This is a genomic window from Roseateles sp. P1_C6, assembly GCF_056406315.1.
Genome location: NZ_JBFUAK010000012.1, coordinates 56,939 through 76,178, shown reverse-complemented (window position 1 = coordinate 76,178; position 19,240 = coordinate 56,939). Strand labels below are relative to the sequence as shown.

Annotated in this window: 17 protein-coding genes and 1 pseudogene; 11 read left to right on the top strand and 7 right to left on the bottom strand. The window is 66.3% G+C overall.

Annotated elements, in window-relative coordinates; all coding sequences use genetic code 11:
* The first annotated feature begins 114 nt into the window (after positions 1-114).
* Positions 115-780 (top strand): hypothetical protein, encoded by a 666-nt coding sequence (locus AC1D29_RS24485; RefSeq protein ID WP_477902396.1) that lies wholly within the window; start codon positions 115-117, stop codon positions 778-780.
* 13 nt (positions 781-793) lie between these two features.
* On the opposite strand, the gene AC1D29_RS24480 is transcribed toward AC1D29_RS24485, so the two are convergent.
* Both AC1D29_RS24480 and AC1D29_RS24475 read right to left on the bottom strand, forming a co-directional pair.
* Positions 794-1,516 carry a proteasome-type protease gene (locus tag AC1D29_RS24480; RefSeq protein WP_477902394.1) on the bottom strand — a complete coding sequence of 241 codons (723 nt, stop codon included), beginning with the start codon at positions 1,514-1,516 and terminating at the stop codon, positions 794-796.
* A complete protein-coding gene (locus AC1D29_RS24475) occupies positions 1,513-2,331 on the bottom strand; it encodes a transglutaminase-like domain-containing protein (RefSeq protein ID WP_477902392.1) in 819 nt (272 codons plus the stop codon). Before AC1D29_RS24475 ends, AC1D29_RS24480 begins: the two co-directional genes overlap by 4 nt.
* 191 nt (positions 2,332-2,522) lie before the next feature.
* On the opposite strand from AC1D29_RS24475, the gene AC1D29_RS24470 reads away from it, so the two are divergent.
* Positions 2,523-3,860, top strand: a complete 1,338-nt coding sequence (locus tag AC1D29_RS24470; RefSeq protein WP_477902390.1) for a sensor histidine kinase — start codon at positions 2,523-2,525, stop codon at positions 3,858-3,860.
* 154 nt (positions 3,861-4,014) lie between these two features.
* Positions 4,015-4,626 carry an OmpA family protein gene (locus tag AC1D29_RS24465; RefSeq protein ID WP_477902388.1) on the top strand — a complete coding sequence of 204 codons (612 nt, stop codon included), beginning with the start codon at positions 4,015-4,017 and terminating at the stop codon, positions 4,624-4,626.
* Positions 4,627-4,754: 128 nt separating this feature from the next.
* On the opposite strand, the gene AC1D29_RS24460 is transcribed toward AC1D29_RS24465, so the two are convergent.
* Positions 4,755-5,474 carry an integron integrase gene (locus AC1D29_RS24460; protein ID WP_477902386.1) on the bottom strand — a complete coding sequence of 240 codons (720 nt, stop codon included), beginning with the start codon at positions 5,472-5,474 and terminating at the stop codon, positions 4,755-4,757.
* A 349-nt stretch (positions 5,475-5,823) separates the two neighbouring features.
* On the opposite strand from AC1D29_RS24460, the gene AC1D29_RS24455 reads away from it, so the two are divergent.
* The 3 genes from AC1D29_RS24455 to AC1D29_RS24445 all read left to right on the top strand — a co-directional run bounded on the left by AC1D29_RS24455 (position 5,824) and on the right by AC1D29_RS24445 (position 8,550).
* A complete protein-coding gene (locus AC1D29_RS24455; protein WP_477902384.1) occupies positions 5,824-6,117 on the top strand; it encodes a hypothetical protein in 294 nt (97 codons plus the stop codon).
* A gap of 394 nt (positions 6,118-6,511) precedes the next feature.
* Complete coding sequence (locus AC1D29_RS24450; RefSeq protein ID WP_477902382.1) at positions 6,512-7,843, top strand: hypothetical protein; 1,332 nt, start codon at positions 6,512-6,514, stop codon at positions 7,841-7,843.
* Positions 7,840-8,550: a hypothetical protein gene (locus AC1D29_RS24445; RefSeq protein ID WP_477902380.1), complete on the top strand. Its 711-nt coding sequence runs from the start codon at positions 7,840-7,842 to the stop codon at positions 8,548-8,550. The genes AC1D29_RS24450 and AC1D29_RS24445 overlap by 4 nt, the downstream gene beginning before the upstream one ends.
* Here the strand turns inward: AC1D29_RS24445 and AC1D29_RS24440 are convergent.
* The 4 genes and pseudogenes from AC1D29_RS24440 to dnaA all read right to left on the bottom strand — a co-directional run.
* Positions 8,547-9,102 (bottom strand): annotated as a pseudogene (locus AC1D29_RS24440) (restriction endonuclease); the annotation flags it as partial. The gene AC1D29_RS24445 and the pseudogene AC1D29_RS24440 sit on opposite strands and share 4 nt — an antisense overlap.
* Positions 9,103-9,172: 70 nt before the next feature.
* Positions 9,173-11,722 (bottom strand): DNA topoisomerase (ATP-hydrolyzing) subunit B, encoded by a 2,550-nt coding sequence (gyrB, locus tag AC1D29_RS24435; RefSeq protein ID WP_477902378.1) that lies wholly within the window; start codon positions 11,720-11,722, stop codon positions 9,173-9,175.
* A gap of 94 nt (positions 11,723-11,816) precedes the next feature.
* Positions 11,817-12,929 carry a DNA polymerase III subunit beta gene (gene dnaN / locus AC1D29_RS24430; protein WP_477902376.1) on the bottom strand — a complete coding sequence of 371 codons (1,113 nt, stop codon included), beginning with the start codon at positions 12,927-12,929 and terminating at the stop codon, positions 11,817-11,819.
* A 155-nt stretch (positions 12,930-13,084) separates the two neighbouring features.
* Positions 13,085-14,542 carry a chromosomal replication initiator protein DnaA gene (gene dnaA, locus AC1D29_RS24425; protein ID WP_477902374.1) on the bottom strand — a complete coding sequence of 486 codons (1,458 nt, stop codon included), beginning with the start codon at positions 14,540-14,542 and terminating at the stop codon, positions 13,085-13,087.
* A gap of 353 nt (positions 14,543-14,895) precedes the next feature.
* Between dnaA and rpmH the strand changes: the two genes are divergently transcribed.
* The 5 genes from rpmH (at position 14,896) to mnmE (ending at position 19,152) form a co-directional block, all read left to right on the top strand.
* Positions 14,896-15,030, top strand: coding sequence for a 50S ribosomal protein L34 (rpmH, locus tag AC1D29_RS24420; protein WP_054021782.1), 135 nt, complete (start codon positions 14,896-14,898; stop codon positions 15,028-15,030).
* Between the two features lie 54 nt (positions 15,031-15,084).
* Complete coding sequence (locus tag AC1D29_RS24415; RefSeq protein WP_477902372.1) at positions 15,085-15,573, top strand: ribonuclease P protein component; 489 nt, start codon at positions 15,085-15,087, stop codon at positions 15,571-15,573.
* Positions 15,570-15,884, top strand: coding sequence for a membrane protein insertion efficiency factor YidD (yidD, locus tag AC1D29_RS24410; RefSeq protein ID WP_477902370.1), 315 nt, complete (start codon positions 15,570-15,572; stop codon positions 15,882-15,884). The genes AC1D29_RS24415 and yidD overlap by 4 nt, the downstream gene beginning before the upstream one ends.
* Positions 15,877-17,592, top strand: a complete 1,716-nt coding sequence (gene yidC / locus AC1D29_RS24405) for a membrane protein insertase YidC (protein ID WP_477902368.1) — start codon at positions 15,877-15,879, stop codon at positions 17,590-17,592. Before yidD ends, yidC begins: the two co-directional genes overlap by 8 nt.
* A gap of 195 nt (positions 17,593-17,787) precedes the next feature.
* On the top strand, positions 17,788-19,152 hold the full coding sequence (gene mnmE, locus AC1D29_RS24400) for a tRNA uridine-5-carboxymethylaminomethyl(34) synthesis GTPase MnmE (protein ID WP_477902366.1): 1,365 nt from the start codon (positions 17,788-17,790) through the stop codon (positions 19,150-19,152).
* Positions 19,153-19,240 lie beyond the last annotated feature (88 nt).

Here is a 19,240-nt window from a genome sequence, read left to right as displayed (position 1 = left end):
CCGGTGACAGCGGCCAACGCGCGGCCCGCCGTGGCCGATGACAGGGCCCTGGTTTCTCCGGGCTGAAGGCCCCGGCGGCAGCGCCAGATGGCAATCGGCGTTCCACAATCGCGCATGCATTCGCGCCGACACCTTCTGACCGCCCTCGCCGCCCTGCCGCTCGCCGCCCGTGCCGCGGCCGTCGAAACCGCGATGGGCGGCCATGGCATGGCCGTCTTCGGCGGCCGCGAGGGCCTGTACGCCTCGCACCTGCCGATGTTCCACACGCCGCATGACAGCCAGATCGTGCTGCGTTTTCACTTGGCCGACGCGGCCGCCGACCGTGCGCTGCGCGACACGCTGGCGCGCGAGCCCAGGCTGTGGACCTTCGACCCCGAGACCTTCGACCTGCTGCGCTTCGCGCCCGGGCATGCCAAGCCGCTGCGTGACTTCGAGGCACGCTTCTTCGAGGGCCATTTCGAGCGCGGCGGCAAGCCGCAGGCGGGTGCCCAGCGCGTCGTCGTCGACGAGGTGTTGCTGTTCCGCCGCCTGAGCACGGCGATGCGCGCCGCCGACGCGGGCCGCTATCGCCTGATCGGCCAGGGCAACGAATGGTTCGCCTTCAAGCGCATCGACCGCCGGCCTGACTTCGACCACATCGTGCGCCTGGACGCACCGGCGCTGCGCGGCGAGGTCGACGTGCCGCTGCAAGGCCTGGCCCAACCGGGCGACGCCGTGCAGCGCGCCTTCAAGGCCAAGGGCAGGACCGAGATCTACTTCGAGACCGACGACCTGCGCTGACGCCGCGCGGCGCTCACCACACCAGCGCCGGCAGCTCGTGGAAGACGCGGCGGGTGCCGGCGATCCAGTGGCTCTTGAGCACCTCGAAGTAGCCGTCGCCGGCATCGAAGCGCCGCTTCATCGTGACGTTCAGCGCCCCCCGGGCGTAGCACAGCAGGTCGATGGGCATGCCCACGGACAGGTTGCTCAGCATCGTCGAGTCGTAGGAGACCAGCACGCATTTGGTTGCGTCCTCCAGGCTCGCGCCGTGCGTGACGGCGAGGTCGAGGATGGGCTTGCCGTACTTGGCCTCGCCGGTCTGCAGGAAGGTGGTCTCGGTGCCGGCCTCGATGAAATTGCCTTCGGCGTAGATGCGGAACAGCCGCATGTCCTCGCCGGCAATCTGGCCGCCGAGGATGAACGAGGCGTTGAACTTGAGGCCGCCGGCTTCCAGGAAGGGCCCGTCGCGCCGGTCGATGTCGCGCATCGCGTCGGCCACCAGGTTGGCGACATCGAACATCGACGTGACCGACCAGATGTGCGGCGTGTCCGCCGCGGCCCGCTGCCGCAGCACGCCGATGACGGCCTGGGTGGCGGCCAGGTCGCCCGAGCTGAGCAGCACCAGCACGCGGTCGCCGGCCCGCTCGAAGACGGTCATCTTGCAGAAGCTGGCGTAGTTGTCGACGCCGGCATGCGTGCGCGAGTCGCTGGCGAAGATCAGCCCGTCGTCCAGCTTGACGCCGACGCAGTAGGTCACGAAGCGCCCGCCTCGACGACGTCGGCCCACACGCGGAAGCTCTCCAGCCGATTGGGGCCGAAGGTGCTCGACAGCGCGACATCGCTGGCGTCGCGCCCCCGGGCGATGAGGATGCGGCCGATGCGCGGCACGTTGTTGCGCGCGTCGAAGGTGTACCAGCGGTCGCCCAGGTAGGCCTCGAACCAGCCCGCAAAGTCCATCGTGCCCCAGGGCTGCGGCGTGCCGTAGTCGCCCAGGTAGCCGGTGCAGTAGCGCGCCGGGATGTTCATGCAGCGGCACAGCGCGATGGCCAGGTGCGCGTAGTCGCGGCACACGCCCTGGCCTTCGTTGTAGGCCTCCAACGCGGTGCGGGTGCGGCGCGCATGCGCGTAGCCGAACTCGATGTGCCCGTGCACGAAATCGCAGATCGCCTGCACCCGCGCCCAGCCGGTCGGGCCGTCGGCGAAGCGCTTCCAGGCGATCTCGGAGAGCTGGTCGGTCTCGCAGTAGCGGCTGCCCAGCAGATAGACGAGCGTCGACTCCGGCAGCGTCTCGACCGGGTTCTGGCCAGCGGTGGGCACCACCAGGTCCGCCTTGCCGCTGTCGTTGACGATGGCGTCGGTGCTGAGCGTGAAGCGGCCGGCGGGCGCCACCAGCCGGCTGCACCAGTTGCCGAACAGGTCGCGGTAGGCGGTCACCGGCACGGCCGGGCTGGTCAGCAGGTGATCGGGGCGGACCAGGTCCGACGCCCGGGAGTAGTGGATGCTGAGCTGCAGGATCATCGGCGTGGGCTGCTCGCAGTGATGAACCATCTCGAAACCGACGCGGAACTGCATGCTGGAACCCTCTGCAAACGCCGAGGATGCTTGGTCGCGGCGCCAACCACTGTGCGCTGGCGCACAGACCGCGCCCGCTGCGTCGTCCGATGCTTCGCGAGCGCACCCCATTTACCGGCTGCCACCGCCGACCGCATGCAAAAACCGCCAGTGCCTGGCACGCCGCCCGGTGACCCGGCGCAGGGGAGCCCATGGACGTCCTGACCGTCATCAAGCGCAATCCGCTGATCTTCCCGATGGCCTGCCTGGCGGTGCTGGCGCTGGTTTCCATCAGCGAGGGCGCCTACTGGCAGTCCTCGCGCACCCTGGACCGGTTGGGCGCCATGGCCATCGTGCCCACCAGCCTGCAGGACTTGCAGTGGGGCATCCTCGACGCCGAGGCCGCCCCGGCGCCCGCGACCGGCGTGGCGACGGTGGACTTACGGCAGGTGCAGTCGCCGGCCGATGCTGCGGCGCTGGAGACGATTGCCGGCGCCTTCGCCGCGCTGGACACCTACTACGCCGATCAGGCCCAGCCCAAGGCGCTGCTGGCCGGCCTGCATCGGATGACGGCGGCCAAGCTGGCGGCGCCAGGTGCCGATCCCGAGCAGATGGACGCGATCCGCGCGCTCAGCGCCCAATTGCTGCAGTCCGAGGCCCGCCACGTGGTCGCCGGCCGGGTCAGCCTGTACGACACGCTGATGATGGGCCGCGTCGGCGTGGCCACGCTCAGCGCGGTGGGCCTGCTGACGCTGTTCATCGCGCTGCGGCAACGCGCCACGCTGGAGATGCAGCGCCGAGAGCAGCAGCACCTGATACAGGCCGCGCACGACCTGCTGGAAGTGGAGGTGAAGCAGCGCACGGCCGAGCTGACCGAGCTGACGCATCACCTGCAGACGGCGCGAGAGGATGAGCGGGCCCGCCTGGCGCGCGACCTGCATGACGAGATGGGGGCGCTGATGACGTCGGCCAAGCTGGATGCGGCGCGCATCCGGTCGAGGCTGGCCGCGCTGCCGGTGCCTGCCCCGGAAGCGCTGGAAAGGCTGGCGCATCTGATCGAGACGCTGAACCAGGGCATCGCGCTGAAGCGGCGCATCGTGGAGGACTTGCAGCCGTCCTCGCTCAGCGTGCTGGGGCTGGTGGCCACGCTGGAGATCGTGGCTCGCGAGTTCGCCGCCAGTTCGGGCCTGCAGGTGAAGTGCGAACTGGCGGCCGTGCCGTTGAGCGCCAGCGCCAATTTGATGGTCTACCGCCTCATGCAGGAGGGACTGACCAACATCAGCAAGTACGCGCAGGCGCGCCAGGTGTGGCTGGCGCTGGGCAGCGTGGACGGGCAGGTGGAGGTGTCGCTGCGCGACGATGGCGTGGGATTCGACATGCGCCAGCCCGCCCGTTCAGCCTATGGCCTGGTGGGCATGCGCTTTCGCGTCGAGGCCGAAGGCGGCACGATGAGCATCGTCGCCGCACCGGGCCGGGGCACGCTCATCTCGGCCCGGCTGCCAGCACTCGCGCAGCCGCTGCCGATGGCCTCGATGGCCGTCGCCGGTTGAGGCCCAGGCCGACCTGAGCCTGTCACGCCGTAGCGCACAACGGTAAGGCTTTGTTCATCCTGGTTAACGGCGCGGGAATTACTCACAGCTCGGTACGTTTGTCGACGGAGGACCTTCCTAAAGTCGCGCCTCTTTCTTCTCCACGAGCCCACCGATGTCGAGACTTTCGCCCCTGATCGTCGCCAGCAGCGTCCTGCTGCTGAGCGCTTGTGCCACCAAGGATTTCGTCAGAGAGACCGTCGCCCCGGTGCAGACCAGCGTGGACGGCCTCAGCCCCCGCGTGCAGGCGCATGACGACGGCCTCAAGGCGCTGGACGGCCGGCTGCAGGGCAGCGAGGCGCGCATCGTGACCTTGGAGCAGGAGGCCGCGGCGCGCGCCCAGGCCGCCAGGAATCTGCCCGCACCGCCCGGCCTGCTGATGAGCACCGTGCTGACCGATGACAAGATCAAGTTCAGCTCGGGCCGCGCCCAGCTCACGGAGCAGGCCGGCCAGGAACTCGATCAACTCGTCGCCAAGCTCAAGGCCGACAACCAGCCGGTGTTCGTGGAAATCCAGGGCCACACCGACGCCACCGGCAGCGACGCGGTCAACCAGCAACTGGGCCTCAAGCGGGCCGAGGCCGTGCGCCAGCACCTGGCGCGCGCCGGCCTGCCGCTGGCACGCATGGCCACGATCAGCTACGGCGAATCTGCGCCCCTGGCCGACAACAACACCCGCGAAGGCCGGAGCACGAACCGACGTGTTCAGCTGATCGTGATGCGCTGAGCTGGAGCGGAGCCTGCCGGCTTTTCTGCCGGCATCAGCCGCTGCCGGCGCGACGCGAACGCCGCGTCCGGAGACTCCGCCGGTCGCGACTGCCGGTGCCTGGCCCACGCTGCCATGGGTTTGCATGCTCATGCGCAGCCGGGCTGCCTGAGGGGTGCGCGTGGGGCGATGACCTGCGGAAACACCCAGAACCATGCCCAAGTTGCACCAGGCCTTGGGTACTTGCGCTCCAACGCGTCGGGCATCTCGACGCCGCTTGTGCCGGCGGTCTGGTCGGCCGACCAGAGAACGTGTGAACGCTGCAGCTGCATCTTGAGCTGGGTCTGCAGAGCCTGCGTTAGCATGAGTACTCGATCCTTGCCGCCTTTTCCTTGCCGGACGATGAGGGCGCGATGCGCGAAGTCCAGGTCTTTGACTCTGAGCTGCAGCGCCTCAGTAATGCGAAGCCCCGTTCCATAGAGCAACTGGGCCAATAGAGCATGTTCGCCCTGCATGAGCGCGAACACACGACCCAGTTCCTCTCGCGTGAGCACGACGGGAATTCGGCGCTGACTACGCGGCCGACCAATCTCCTGCATCCACGGCAGGTTCACACCCAGCACCTTGCCGTACAAGAACAGCAAGGCTGACAGCGCCTGGCGGTGAGTCGAAGAGGCCACCCGGCGCTCATCCGCAAGCCAGCTCAAGAACGCCTCGACGGCATCTACGCCGAGGTCCTTCGGGTGCTGCAGCCTGTGGAAGCGGATGTACGCCCGGCACCAGTACACGTACGCGTCCTCGGTCCGGAGGCTGTAGTGCAGGAAGCGAATACGCTCCCTCAGCTGATCCAGGAGCCGCTTGGACTGCAACGGGGGCAAGTCAGCGGCCGGCACCGGTGGCGACACTCTTTCAGGCGCCATTGACGAACCAGCATCCTTGCCTCCAATCCGCCCCGAAGGGCGGCGAGCCTGCGGCTAGAGGCCTAGACGATGACCTCCGCGACGCAACTGACGGAACGCCGGGCTTGCCGGCATTGTTAGTGCTGTATAAATTAACAGCCAATCAGCTTGAAATCAAGCAATGGCGCGGCCTGCTGGCCGGAGAGGTGTCCGATGTTATGGAGACAGGTGCCGGTGTTATGCAGCAAAACAGTCGCCCGACAACCTAGTTGAGCGTCACGGGAGAGCATGCGTGTCCTTGGAATCTGAACTAGCGCCGATGCTCTCTGCCATCGGCAGAGAACTGATTGCGGCCACGCCAGAAACTTGGGCGTCTGCGGAGTTGCTGCTTGCTGTGGCAAAAACTTCAGAGACAACAGAAGGTATTTCGCATGTCATTTCAAGCCCGGACGGTCATCGAGACCTCGTAACTGCCACGCACGAACTCATGAATGCCTCGTTCGATCTACTTCAGGCCTGCAAGGCTCATGGCAAACCCTTCCGTTCGCTCAAATTTACGGTGCACTCAGGCGTGGATGGCGGTTGGCGGTTTTCCTCGAACTGGGGGTACTGAGCGTGAACCAGCACTGCCGAATGACGCCCAACCTTTTGCTGCAGCGGACGGCTTCGCCGCCCGCTGAGCGCGCACGTTAGGCAGCACATGCACAGCGACGGTCCGTGGACCAACGACGACTTTGATTCCCTATCGTGGCATGACATCCACGTCCACGGTCTTCGCTTAGCGTCGTTCAATGAAAGCCATGGCTTGGCCGACCTCGTGCTCGATATCGACTACATCCTCAAGTGGGAGAACTCTGGCAATAGCTTTCAGTTCACGCTGTGCCCAGCGGAGCTAACTTTCCAAGGCGTCTTCGGTCTCAAGGTCGAACTTGACTACGCAACTCCCACAGCAGGCATGTGCCCGTTCTCCATTCATGCCATCAACCGAGCGCCTGTGGAGTTCCCGGTTGGCAGCAAGTCCTATCGCTGGCACGTCGCTGCCCTTGGCGGGCGGCGAGGGCGACGCGCCGTCGGCTCAGCGCCCCGGTGGCGCTGCGACACCCGCGCCGCTACCCGACTGCCACATCGAGCTGCCCACAGCGCCCGACACCCAGCGCTGGCCAGACGAGGTAAAAGCCGTGGTGCAGATCAAGCAGACCAGCCAGGGTGTGACGGTGCTGCTGCCCGGCGATGTGAGCAGCGAGACGCTGCAACAGGCCGAGGCATTCATCAGCCAGTCTGTGCCGGCCAGGGAGCGCGCCAAGGTCAAAGCCCAGTTCGACGCCCACCGCGCCATGCGCCAGGCCATGCGGGCACCGGCACAACTAGGCCTGGCCTTCGCACCGATTCCTCAGCTCTGCCTGGAACTCGACGGTCATCTTGAGGTCGTTGAGCGCGAGACGCTGTCAAGCCTGGGCGACTGGAGCCTGCTGGATCAGGCGGTGCAACTCGCTGGCTTCGGCATCACCGAAACCGTCAACTCATTCGAGATTGACGTGAACGGCGAGAAGGTGAAGTGGAAGCACATCGACGCGCAGCAGCTTCATCTGAACGAAGTGGTAAGCCAGGTCAGTCAGCAGGACATGGTGCGCTGGCTCGATGCCGAGCTGCGCCAGCCCGACGTTGGCCAGCAGCAAATGCAGGCCTATCTGGTCAAGATGCTGACGCACCTGACCGCCAGCCGGGGCTTCTCGCTGACGGCACTGGTGCGCGCGAAGTTCCAGCTCACCCAGGCGCTCCGCAAGGAGATCGAGCGGCTTCGCCAGGCAGCAATGGGCAAGGGCTTCCAGGGCCGGCTGTTCGACATGGCAGTGCCGCCTGTGGAGCAGGTGGCACATCACAGCTTCCACTACCAGCCTGGCCAGTACCCGGCGAGGCAGATCTACCAAGGCAGCTACGAATTCAGCAAGCACTTCTACCCGGTGATCCACGACCTGCGGGAGAAGACCAACGCCGGGCGAATAGCGGAGGAATTCCGCTGTGCGCAGGCCATCGACAGCCACGGCAAGGTCAAGCACTGGGTGCGCAACATCGAGACACAGGAGAAATTCTCGTTCTGGCTACCCACATCGTCGGACTACTTCTACCCTGACTTCGTGGCCGAGTTGGTGGACGGGCGCATTCTGGCCGTCGAATACAAGGGCGAGCCCTACAAGACCAATGACGACTCGCGCGAGAAACTGCAGGTGGGCCACCAGTGGGAGCAGAGTAGCGGGGGTCGCTGTCTGTTCCTATTTGCCGTTGAGCGCGACGACCGAGGGCGCGACGTGTTCAAACAGATTTTTGACAAGCTCCAGTGACGCCGAAGCGCGTTTCGACAGATTTCCGGTTGCCATTGGCGGAGCGATTGCGCACGCCGGACGAGATGCCTCGCCCCGATTCGCGCACCGATTTGCTGCCGGAGGGCGAAGCGGCTTCCCTCGCAGCCCATTACAAGGTTGTCGCGACTCTAGACCTGAACGCGACGGTCCCTCACGACGTCACCATCCAATTTGAGGTTGCCAAGAATCTTTACCTGTACGCCTGGAACGTCTATCGCTTCTACTCGGTTGCCGAGATGCAGGCTTTCGCAGCACTGGAATTCGGTCTGCGGCAGGCGTTGCCGTTGCCGCTACCTAAGGCCTACTGGAGTAATGCCCATCGGGATCCACCACTATCCAAGCTGCTGCTCTTCGCATCCGACCAACAGCTGATCCTGAATGAAGGCTTTACGCGGTGGCATCGTGCAGCTGAGCGGCGAGCGCGCGAAAGACAAGTACGAGAGCGCATACAGCAAATGGAGAAGCCAGGCCTATCGTCCATTGAGTGGGACGATGGCGCGACGGTGGAAGTCACACAGGCCGACCAAGACTGGGACTTAGTGTCACTGATCCGGCACTCGCTGCCGGACCGGCGCAACATACGCGCGCATGGAAGCCCACAACTTACTCCGCAGGTATTCGGGACACTAGAGCTGGTCGTTGAACTACTCAACCAACTGTTTCCGAAACCGCAAGAAATGACTTAAGGCGTCGCTACACCATCTGATGAAGCATCACGGGTGCCGCGGCAGCTTGGAAAAGCAGTGCAGCCCCAGAAGCGATTGCCAGCCTGGGTGCCGCGCTTGGCCGAGCGCAGCACCATCTCCTTACCGCATGCCGGGCACGAGGGCATGGTGCTTGACGCTACTTGCGGCGAAGCCGGTGCGCTGACCGCGGCGAGCAAGACCTTTAGCCGCTCACCGTCGATCAGCTGGACATTGCGTCCACTTGCGAAATGTCGCGCCTCGTCAGCGAATCGGCCGGACGTAACGACCGCCCGCCGCACCCTGAGCTGCCATAGCACCGTACAACTCGCGCCCGACAGCAACGCCGACACGTTGCGCGCGCCATTGCTTGCATTGCACGAGATGCAGTTCGCCGGCTCGGCGCAACTCCAGATCAACAACGCCGTCCGGCTCAGACTGACCGGTTTCGCTGACTTGATAACCCTGTCGGCGAAAGCCTTCGCCCACCAACTACTCGAACTGCTGCCAGCTCATGCCGTTGAACGCGTCGGCCGTGGGGTTTGCCGTTGTGCGCGAGCGTTCGCCAGATCATCTGGGTCGCCACGACACCCATCTGGGTTGACGCCCCGACTGAAGATGCAGATCAAACGTCGATATTGCCCGCCCGCAACGCGTTGGTCTCAATGAAGTCCCGCCGCGGCTCCACCTCGTCGCCCATCAGCATCGTGAAGACCTTGTCCGCCTCGATGGCGTCGTCGATCTGCACGCGCAGCAGGCGGCGCACGTTGGGGTCCATGGTCGTTTCCCAGAGCTGGCCGGGGTTCATCTCGCCCAGGCCCTTGTAGCGCTGGCGGCCGACGCTGCCTTCGGCCTGGCTCATCAGCCAGGCCATGGCGGCGCGGAAGTCGTCGACCTTGCTTTCCTTGGCCTTCTCGCCCTCGCCCTTGCGCACGATGGCGCCGGCCTGGATGAGGCCCTGGAAGCTCAGGCCCGCGTCGGCCAGCACTTCGTAGTCGGCGCCGTGCACGAAGTCGGCGTGGATGACGCTGGCGCGCACGTTGCCGTGGTGGGTGCGGGCGATCTTCAGGAAGAACTTGTCGGTGCGCGGGTCGGTCTCGACCGTCACCAGCGCGTCGTGCAGCAGGCCCTTGAGGCTGGCGGCGCTGGCGTCGGCGTCCTCGCGGGTGTCGAGCTTGAGCGCCAGGCCATTGGCCAGCACGTGCAGGGCCTCGATGTCCATCCAGTTGGACAGGCGCTCGATGACGGCTTGCGCGGCGACGTACTTGCGGGCCAGCACGTCCAGCGTGTCGCCCTTGAGCGTGTTGCCGGTGCCGGTGTCCAGGCTGGCGTCCTGCAGCGCGACCTTGAGCAGGAAGGCGTCCAGCTCGGGCGCGTCCTTCAGGTATTGCTCGTGCTTGCCGACCTTGACCTTGTAGAGCGGCGGCTGCGCGATGTAGATGTGGCCGCGCTCGCAGAGCTCGGGCATCTGGCGGTAGAAGAAGGTCAGCAGCAGCGTGCGGATGTGGGCGCCGTCCACGTCCGCGTCGGTCATGATGATGATGCGGTGGTAGCGGAGCTTGTCGGGGTTGAAGTCGTCGCCGCCGGCGCCGCGGCCGATGCCGGTGCCCAGGGCCGTGATCAGCGTCAGGATTTCATTGCTGGTCAGCAGCTTCTCGTAGCGGGCCTTCTCGACGTTCAGGATCTTGCCGCGCAGCGGCAGGATGGCCTGGAACTTCCGGTCGCGGCCCTGCTTGGCGGAGCCGCCGGCGGAGTCGCCCTCGACGATGTAGATCTCGCACAGCGCGGGGTCTTTTTCCTGGCAGTCGGCCAGCTTGCCGGGCAGGCCCAGGCCGTCGAGCACGCCCTTGCGGCGCGTCATCTCGCGGGCCTTGCGCGCGGCCTCGCGGGCGCGGGCGGCGTCCAGGATCTTGCCGCAGATGATCTTGGCGTCGATGGGGTTCTCGAGCAGGTAGTCGGTCAGCAGGCGGGAGACGATGTCTTCCACCGGGCCGCGCACTTCCGACGACACGAGCTTGTCTTTCGTCTGCGAGCTGAACTTGGGCTCAGGCACCTTGACGGAGACCACGCAGGCCAGGCCTTCGCGCATGTCGTCACCGGCGACCTCGACCTTGGCCTTCTTGGCCAGCTCGTTGTCGTCGATGTACTTGTTGATGACGCGGGTCATCGCGGCGCGCAGGCCGGTCAGGTGGGTGCCGCCGTCGCGCTGCGGGATGTTGTTGGTGAAGCAGAGGACGTTCTCGTTGAAGCCGTCGTTCCACTGCATCGCCACTTCGACGCCGATGTTGGTCTGCTGGTCGCTCATCTTGTCGCCGATGGCGTGGAAGATGTTCGGGTGCAGCGTGGTCTTGCCCTTGTTGATGAACTCGACGAAGCCCTTCACGCCGCCGGCGTAGGCGAAGTTGTCTTCCTTGTTGTTGCGCTCGTCGACCAGGCGGATCTTGACGCCGTTGTTCAGGAACGAGAGCTCGCGCAGGCGCTTGGCGAGGATGTCGTAGTGGTAGTCGTTGTTCTCTTTGAAGATCTCGGTGTCCGGCAGGAAGTGGACTTCCGTGCCGCGCTTGTCGGTCTCGCCGATGACCTTCATCGGGCTGGTCTCGAAGCCGTTGACCATGACGATCTCGCGGTCCTGCGGGATGCCCTTGGCGAACTCCAGGAAGTGCACCTTGCCGTTCTGGCGCACGGTCAGGCGCAGGAACTTGGACAGGCCGTTCACGCAGGACACGCCCACGCCGTGCAGGCCGCCGGAGACCTTGTACGAGTTCTGGTTGAACTTGCCGCCGGCGTGCAGCTCGGTCAGCGCGATCTCGGCCGCCGAGCGCTTGGGCTCGTGCTTGTCGTCCATCTTGACGCCGGTGGGGATGCCGCGGCCGTTGTCGATGACGGAGATGGAGTTGTCGGTGTGGATGGTGACGACGATGTCGTCGCAGTGGCCAGCCAGCGCTTCGTCGATGGAGTTGTCCACCACTTCGAAGACGAGGTGGTGCAGGCCGGTGCCGTCCGACGTGTCGCCGATGTACATGCCGGGGCGCTTGCGCACCGCTTCCAGGCCTTCCAGGATCTGGATGGAGTTGGCGTCGTAGACCGCGCCCGACTTGGCCTCGGCCGCGGCGGCCGCCTGCTGGTTGGCGTTCAGGCCATCGGGGTGTTCGGCACTGCTGGAAACATCACTCATCGGGAACTCTCTCTCACTCGCGGGCGACAAATTCATCGCCCTTTAAAAGCACTGAAGCGGGCCGAGGCCCGCTGTGTCCAAGCCAAGTCGTGACTCAGATCCGCATCGGCATCACGACGTACTTGAAGCCGGTGGTGTCGGGGATGGTCAGCAGCGCGCTGCTGGCGCTGTCGTTGAGGTCGACGCAGACCATGTCCTGGCTCATGTTGGCCAGCGCATCCATCAGGTAGGTCACGTTGAAGCCGGTCTCGATCTTGTCGCCGGCGTAGTCGATCTCGATCTCTTCCTTGGCTTCTTCCTGCTCGGCGTTGCTGGACGCAATGGAGAGCAGGCCCGGCTCGAAGGTCAGGCGCACGGCCTTGAACTTTTCGCTGGTCAGGATGGCGGCGCGCTGCAGGCTGGAGAGCAGCGGCGCGCGGCCCAGCGTCAGGCGGAACTTGTGGTTCTTGGGGATGACGCGGTTGTAGTCGGGGAACTTGCCCTCGACCAGCTTGGTGACGAACTCCATGCCGGAGAAGCTGAACTTGGCCTGGTTGCCGGCGAAGCGCATCTCGATGGCGTCGTCGTCCTTGCCGTCCTTCAGCAGGCGCTGCAGTTCCAGCACGGTCTTGCGCGGCAGGATGACTTCCTGCTTCGGGATGTCGGTGTCCAGCTCGGCCTGGGCCAGCGCCAGGCGGTGGCCGTCGGTGGCCACCAGCGTCAGGTTCTTGCCTTCGGCGACGAACAGGATGCCGTTCAGGTAGTAGCGAATGTCGTGCACCGCCATGGCGAAGTGCACCTGGTTGATCAGGCCCTTCAGCGCCTTCTGCGGCACGCTGAACGCGGGGCCGAAGTCGGCGGCTTCCTGCACCAGCGGGAAATCGTCGGCCGGCAGCGTCTGCAGCGTGAAGCGGCTCTTGCCGCCCTGCAGCGTCATCTTGTTCTGGTTGCTGGTCAGGCTGACGACCTGGTCGCTGGGCATGGAGCGCAGGATGTCGATCAGCTTGCGGGCGCCCACCGTGGTGGACAGGTTGCCGGCGTCGCCGTCGAACGCGACGGTCGTGCGCACCTGGATCTCGAGGTCGCTGGTCGTGAGCTCCACCTGGTTGCCGGTCTTGCGGATCAACACATTGGCCAGGATCGGCAGCGTGTGGCGCCGCTCGACGATGCCCGACACCGCCTGCAGCGCGGCGAGCACCTGATCCTGGGGAGCTTTCAAAACGATCATGGAGGCCTCTTGGGGGGAGAGATTTCAGCTGGGCTCAGACCCAGAAAACGCGCGCGCGCGTGAAGCTGCGATTGTCGCCCGGAATAGGTGCGCGGCTTGCCCGCGGGGGCTTGATGGAAGCTACGGGACAACCCGGAGGCGACCCGTTGCCGGCATCAGCCCTTGAGCGTCTGCTCCAGCACGTGCAGCTGCTGGTTCAGCTCGGTGTTCTTCTGGCGCTCGCCGCCGATCTTGCGCACCGCGTGCAGGACGGTCGTGTGGTCGCGCCCACCGAACAGCTCGCCGATCTCGGGCAGGCTCTTCTGCGTCAGCTCCTTGGCCAGGTACATCGCGATCTGGCGCGGCCGGGCGATGCTGGCCGGGCGCTTCTTGGAGTACATGTCGGCGACCTTGATCTTGTAGAAGTCGGCCACCGTCTTCTGGATGTTCTCCACACCGATCTGGCGGTTCTGGATGGAGAGCAGGTCTTTGAGCGCCTCGCGGGCCAGCGTGATGCTGATTTCCTTGTGCGAGAACTTGGCGTAGGCCAGCACCTTGCGCAGCGCGCCTTCCAGCTCGCGCACGTTGGCGCGCACGTTCTTGGCGACGAAGAAGGCGACGTCCTCGGGCATGGGCGTGCCCTCGGCCTCGGCCTTCTTGATCAGGATGGCGACGCGCATCTCCAGCTCGGGCGGCTCGATGGCCACCGTCAGGCCGGCGTCGAAGCGCGAGGTCAGGCGCTCGTCGATGTCCACCAGCCCCTTGGGGTAGGTGTCCGACGTCATGATGATGTGCGCCTTCTTGGCCAGCAGCGCCTCGAAGGCGTTGAAGAACTCTTCCTGCGTGCGGTCCTTGCCGGCGAAGAACTGCACATCATCGATCAGCAGCAGGTCCAGCGAGTGGTACTTCGCCTTCAGCTCGTCGAAGGTCTTGCGCTGGTAGTTCTTGACGACGTCGGAGATGAACTGCTCGGCGTGCAGGTAGAGCACGCGGGCGTCCGGCCGGTCCTTCAAGAGCGCGTTGCCGACGGCGTGGATCAGGTGGGTCTTGCCCAGGCCCACGCCGCCGTAGATGAACAGCGGGTTGTAGGTGATGCCGGGCGCGCCGGCCACGTGCAGCGCCGCCGTGCGGGCCATCTGGTTGGCGCGGCCGGGCACCAGCGTGTCGAAGGTCAGCTGCGGGTTGATGCGGTGCTTGGCCGAGGCCGGCGCCTGCGACGGCAGGACGATGGTGCTGGCCGCCGGCGCGGAGACCGGCCGCAGCGCGGCGCTCGGCTCGGCGGGCAGCGTCGACAGCTGCTGGGGCGACGACGCGCTGGCACTGCTGGGCACGGCGATGGGCGCACCGGACGGTTCGCGGGCCGTCAGCGACAGCTCCAGCCGCGTCGGGCGGCCGGCCAGCTCGGTCAGGATGGCTTCGATGCGGGCCGCGTACTGGCGACGGATCCAGTCGCGCTTGAAGTGGTTGGGCACCTTCAGCGTGGCGACGAGCGCGCTCTCGGGCGCGCCTTCACCGGCCATCGTGGCGGGCGGCAGCGGCCGGATCCAGGTGTTGAACTGCTGCTCGGGCAGCTCGGTGGCCAGGCGCTCACAGCCGCGCCGCCACAGCTCCGCCGCCCATTCCGCCGAATTCATGCCCGCTGCACCCGCCATCACGCCCGTTGCCAAAGCCTGCACCCCATCCACCCTATGTTCTTCTTGGCTCATTGTGGAAAACTTCTTATCGAGCGGCCGGATTGTACGGAACCGAGGCCACCGAAAGGCGGGTTATCCACAGAATTTGGACGGGGGTCAATCCCTGGCAAACCCGGCTTGAGACTGGCGACTTATTGACCGGGGCGGCGGCTTCTGCTGTAATGCCGGGTTTTCGCGCATTGCGACTGGTTCGCCCTGCGCTTTTTTCGCCGGGGTCCCCAGAGGGCGCCGGTTTTCCTGCCGGGTGCCAACCGCTGTACCCAGCCTGAACAAACCCTCCAAAGAGGTTTCCCATGAAGCGTACCTACCAAGCCTCCAAGACCCGCCGCGCCCGCACCCACGGCTTCCTCGTGCGCATGAAGACGCGTGGCGGCCGTGCCGTCATCGCCGCTCGCCGCGCCAAGGGCCGCAAGCGCCTGGCCGTCTAAGCCTCGCCGGTGACAAAGACGGCGCCTCGTGCGTCGTCAACCCCCGGGCACCCGATGATCGGCAAGCTGAACCGCCCGGTGGACTTTGAGCGTGTGCTCGGCCGTCAGAGCCGGGCGCGCAGCGCGCATTTCGCGTTGCACCACCTCTCGGCCGATCCGGCACCCAGCGCCTGGCATGCCGCCAAGTTGCGCACAGCCTCAGCCGAGTTATCAACAGGTGACCCACAGCCTGCCCACAATGCTGTGGACCATGACCCGCCGCGCGCGCCTGAAGGCTGCTGGGTGGGCATCGTTGTGCCCAAACGGCATGCGAAGCGATCGGTGACGCGGGCGCTCTTGAAGCGCCAGATCCGCGCCGCATTTGCCGAGCGTCCCGGCATGCCGCCGGGTTTGTGGGTCGTCCGCTTGCGTTCGCCGTTTGACCGCCAGAAATTCCCGAGCGCCGCGTCCGACGCACTGCGCGCCGCCGCCCGCGCCGAGCTGGCCCAGCTGCTGGACCGCGCGCTGAAGCCGCAGCCGGCAAAAAGCGAGGCCGCCAAATGACGCCCAGCTGGCCTGCCCGCGCGCTGATGATGCTTGTGCGCGGCTACCGGCTCATGCTCAGCCCCTGGCTGGGCAATGCCTGCCGCTTCGAGCCGACTTGCTCGCGCTACTCGCTGGCCGCGCTGGAAAAACACGGCGCGCTGGCCGGCAGCTACCTGACCGTCCACCGCATCCTGCGCTGCCAGCCGTGGTGCGACGGTGGGCACGACCCCGTGCCTGACAATCCGCCGCGGCTGTTTTCCCGCCTCATCTCACCCTCCCTGGCGCGCGCTTGTGCGCCCTCTTCCTCGTCCGAGTCTCCCAATGACTGATATTCGCCGCACCGTGCTGTGGGTGGTGTTCACGATGTCCCTCGTCCTGCTCTGGGACGGCTGGCAAAAGCACAACGGGCATCCCTCGATGTTCAGCCCCTCGGCGCCCAAGGCGGTGTCGTCCGCCCCGGCCGGGCCGGCGTCGTCCGGCGTGCCGTCGGCCACCGGCGCCGCCGCGGGCCAGGCGCCCGCCACGGCCGCCGCGGTGGCGGCACCGTCCGAGAAGGTCACCATCCGCACCGACGTGCTGACGGTGACCGTCGACACGCTGGGCGGCGACATCATTCGCACCGAGCTGCCCAAGTACCTGACGTCGCCGGACCCGACGGTCACCGACCAGCTGCTGCAGATGGTGGGCCTGCAGAAGAAGCCCGAGTTCACGCCGCAGCCGGTCGTGCTGTTCAACGCCGACCAGCATTACCGCGCCCAGACCGGCCTGGTCGGCGCGGCAGGCCCGCTGCCCACGCACAACACGCCGATGACGGCCGTGGAAGGCCCGCGCGAACTCGAAGCCGGCCAGGACCAGGTCCAGCTGCGCCTGGAGTCGGCCGAGGTCGGCGGCGTCAAGCTGGTCAAGACCTTCACGTTCAAGCGCGGCGTCTACACGGTGGGCGTCACGCACGAGGTCATCAACGCAGGCAGCACGCCGGTCACGCCGCAGGTCTACCTGCAGCTGGTGCGCGACGGCAGCACGGTCACCGGCGGCGCGGCCTTCACGCCCAGCTTCACCGGCCCGGCCATCTACAGCGACAAGGCCAAGTTCAAGACCATCAAGTTCGAGGACATCGACAAGGGCAAGGTCGACATCGAGAAGCAGGCGGGCGACGGCTGGGTCTCGATGGTGCAGCATTACTTCGCCAGCGCCTGGCTGGTCAACGAGCCGGGCAACCGCGAGTTCTTCGTGCGCAAGCTGCCCGGCCAGGTCGGCCAGCGCGGTGACAGCTACGCCACCGGCATGGTCTTCACGCTGCCCACGCTGGCACCCGGCGCGACGGCCTCGCAGCAGGCCACGCTGTTTGCCGGCCCGCAGGAAGAGAACAACCTCTCCGCCCTGGCCCCCGGCCTGGAGCGCGTCAAGGACTACGGCCTGCTGACCATCCTGGCCGAGCCGCTGTTCTGGCTGCTGGACAAGCTGCACGGCTTCATCGGCAACTGGGGCTGGACCATCATCGCCCTCGTGCTGCTGCTGAAGGTCGCGCTGTACGGCCTGAATGCCCGAGCCTACAAGTCCATGGCGCGCATGAAGGCCGTCGCGCCGCGCATCAACGACATGAAGGAGCGCCTGAAGGACAAGCCGCAGGAAATGCAGCAGGAAATGATGAAGATTTACCGCGAGGAGAAGATCAACCCCATCGGCGGCTGCCTGCCCATCTTCCTGCAGATGCCCATCTTCATGGCGCTGTACTGGGTGCTGCTGTCCACCGTGGAAATGCGCCAGGCGCCGTGGATGCTGTGGATCACCGACCTGTCGGTGCGCGACCCCTACTTCATCCTGCCGCTGCTGATGATGGCGTCCAGCCTGTTCCAGGTCTGGCTGAACCCGCCGGCCGCCGACCCCATGCAGCAGAAGATGATGTGGATCATGCCCGTGGCCTTCGGTGTCATGTTCTTCGTCTTCCCGGCCGGCCTGGTGCTGTACTGGCTGACGAACAACATCCTGTCCATCGCCCAGCAGTGGATGATCAACAAGCAGTTGGGCGTGAACTGAGTCACGTGAATCTGCACAGCCCCCGCAGCCGGGGGCTTTTTTGTGCCCACCGTTCGCAGTTCAATGGCTTCGCGGGGCAGAGAACACCGGCCCGGATGGGGCTCACGAGAGCGACCAAACCGAGCCTCCCCCGCGCCAATTCCGCCAGCAGCCACCTCCGGGTGGCTGTTTGCTTTTGGAATCGACAATCGCGCCATGCTCGCCCGCCACGCCGACCCCATTGCCGCCATCGCCACCGCCCCGGGGCGCGGCGCCGTGGGCATCGTGCGGGTGTCGTCGCCGCAGGATCTGTCCGCGCTGATCGAAGCCGTCTGTGGACGAGCGCTGAAACCGCGTGAGGCGACCTACCTGCCGTTCCGCGATGCGGCCGGCGCAGCCATCGACCAGGGCCTGGCGCTGCACTTCCCGGCGCCGCATTCCTACACCGGCGAGCATGTGCTGGAACTGCAGGCCCACGGCGGCGCTGTCGTCATGCAGTTGCTGCTGGCGCGGGTCGTCGAGGCGGGTGTGGCCGTCCGGCTCGCCGAGCCGGGCGAGTTCACGCAGCGCGCCTTCCTGAACGGCAAGCTGGACCTCGCCCAGGCCGAGGCGGTGGCCGACCTGATCGACGCCAGCACCGAGGCCGCCGCCCGCAGCGCCAGCCGGGCGCTGGGCGGCGCGCTGTCGCACGAGGTGGGGGTGCTGCGCGACCAGCTCATCCAGCTGCGCATGCTGGTGGAAGCGACGCTGGACTTCCCGGAGGAGGAGATCGACTTCCTGGAAAAGGCCGATGCCTTCGGCCGCCTGGACCGCCTGACGGCGCAATTGCGCGAAGTGCAGGCGCGCACACGCCAGGGCGCGCTGCTGCGCGACGGGCTCAAGATCGTGCTCGCGGGCCAGCCCAATGTGGGCAAGAGCTCGCTGCTGAACGCGCTGGCCGGCGCCGAGCTGGCCATCGTCACGCCCATCCCCGGCACCACGCGCGACAAGGTCAGCCAGACCATCCAGATCGAAGGCGTGCCGCTGCACATCACCGACACGGCCGGCCTGCGCGACGCCACGGCCGACGAAGTCGAGCGCATCGGCGTGTCGCGCAGCTGGGATGCGATTGCGGATGCCGACGTCGTGCTGTTCCTGCACGACCTGGGCCGCGTGGGCCAGCCCGACTACGAGGCCGAGGACGAGCGTATCCGCGCGCGGCTGGCGGGCGTGGACGTCAGCCGCATCGTGCAGGTGTTCAACAAGGCCGACCTGGCAGCCGCACCCGAGGGCGAGATCGCGCTGAGCCTGAAGACCGGCGCCGGCCTGCAGGCGCTGCGCCAGCGCCTGCTGCAGACGGCCGGCTGGCAGGCCGTGCCGGAGGGCTTGTTCATCGCCCGCGAGCGCCATGTGCAGGCGCTGGCCCGCACGGCGGAGCATCTGGCACTGGCGCGAGAGATCGCCAATCAGCGCGACGCGGCGCTGGACCTGCTGGCCGAAGAACTGCGCCTGGCCCATGACGCGCTGGGCGAGATCACCGGCGCCTTCTCCGCCGATGAGTTGCTGGGCGTCATCTTCAGCAGTTTTTGCATCGGCAAGTAGTCCGTTCGCCGTCCTTATGCGTTCTTGATGCGCGCGGCCACAAGCTCGACACCGACTTGATGCCCCGCTGCCTAGAGTGGCTCAGAAG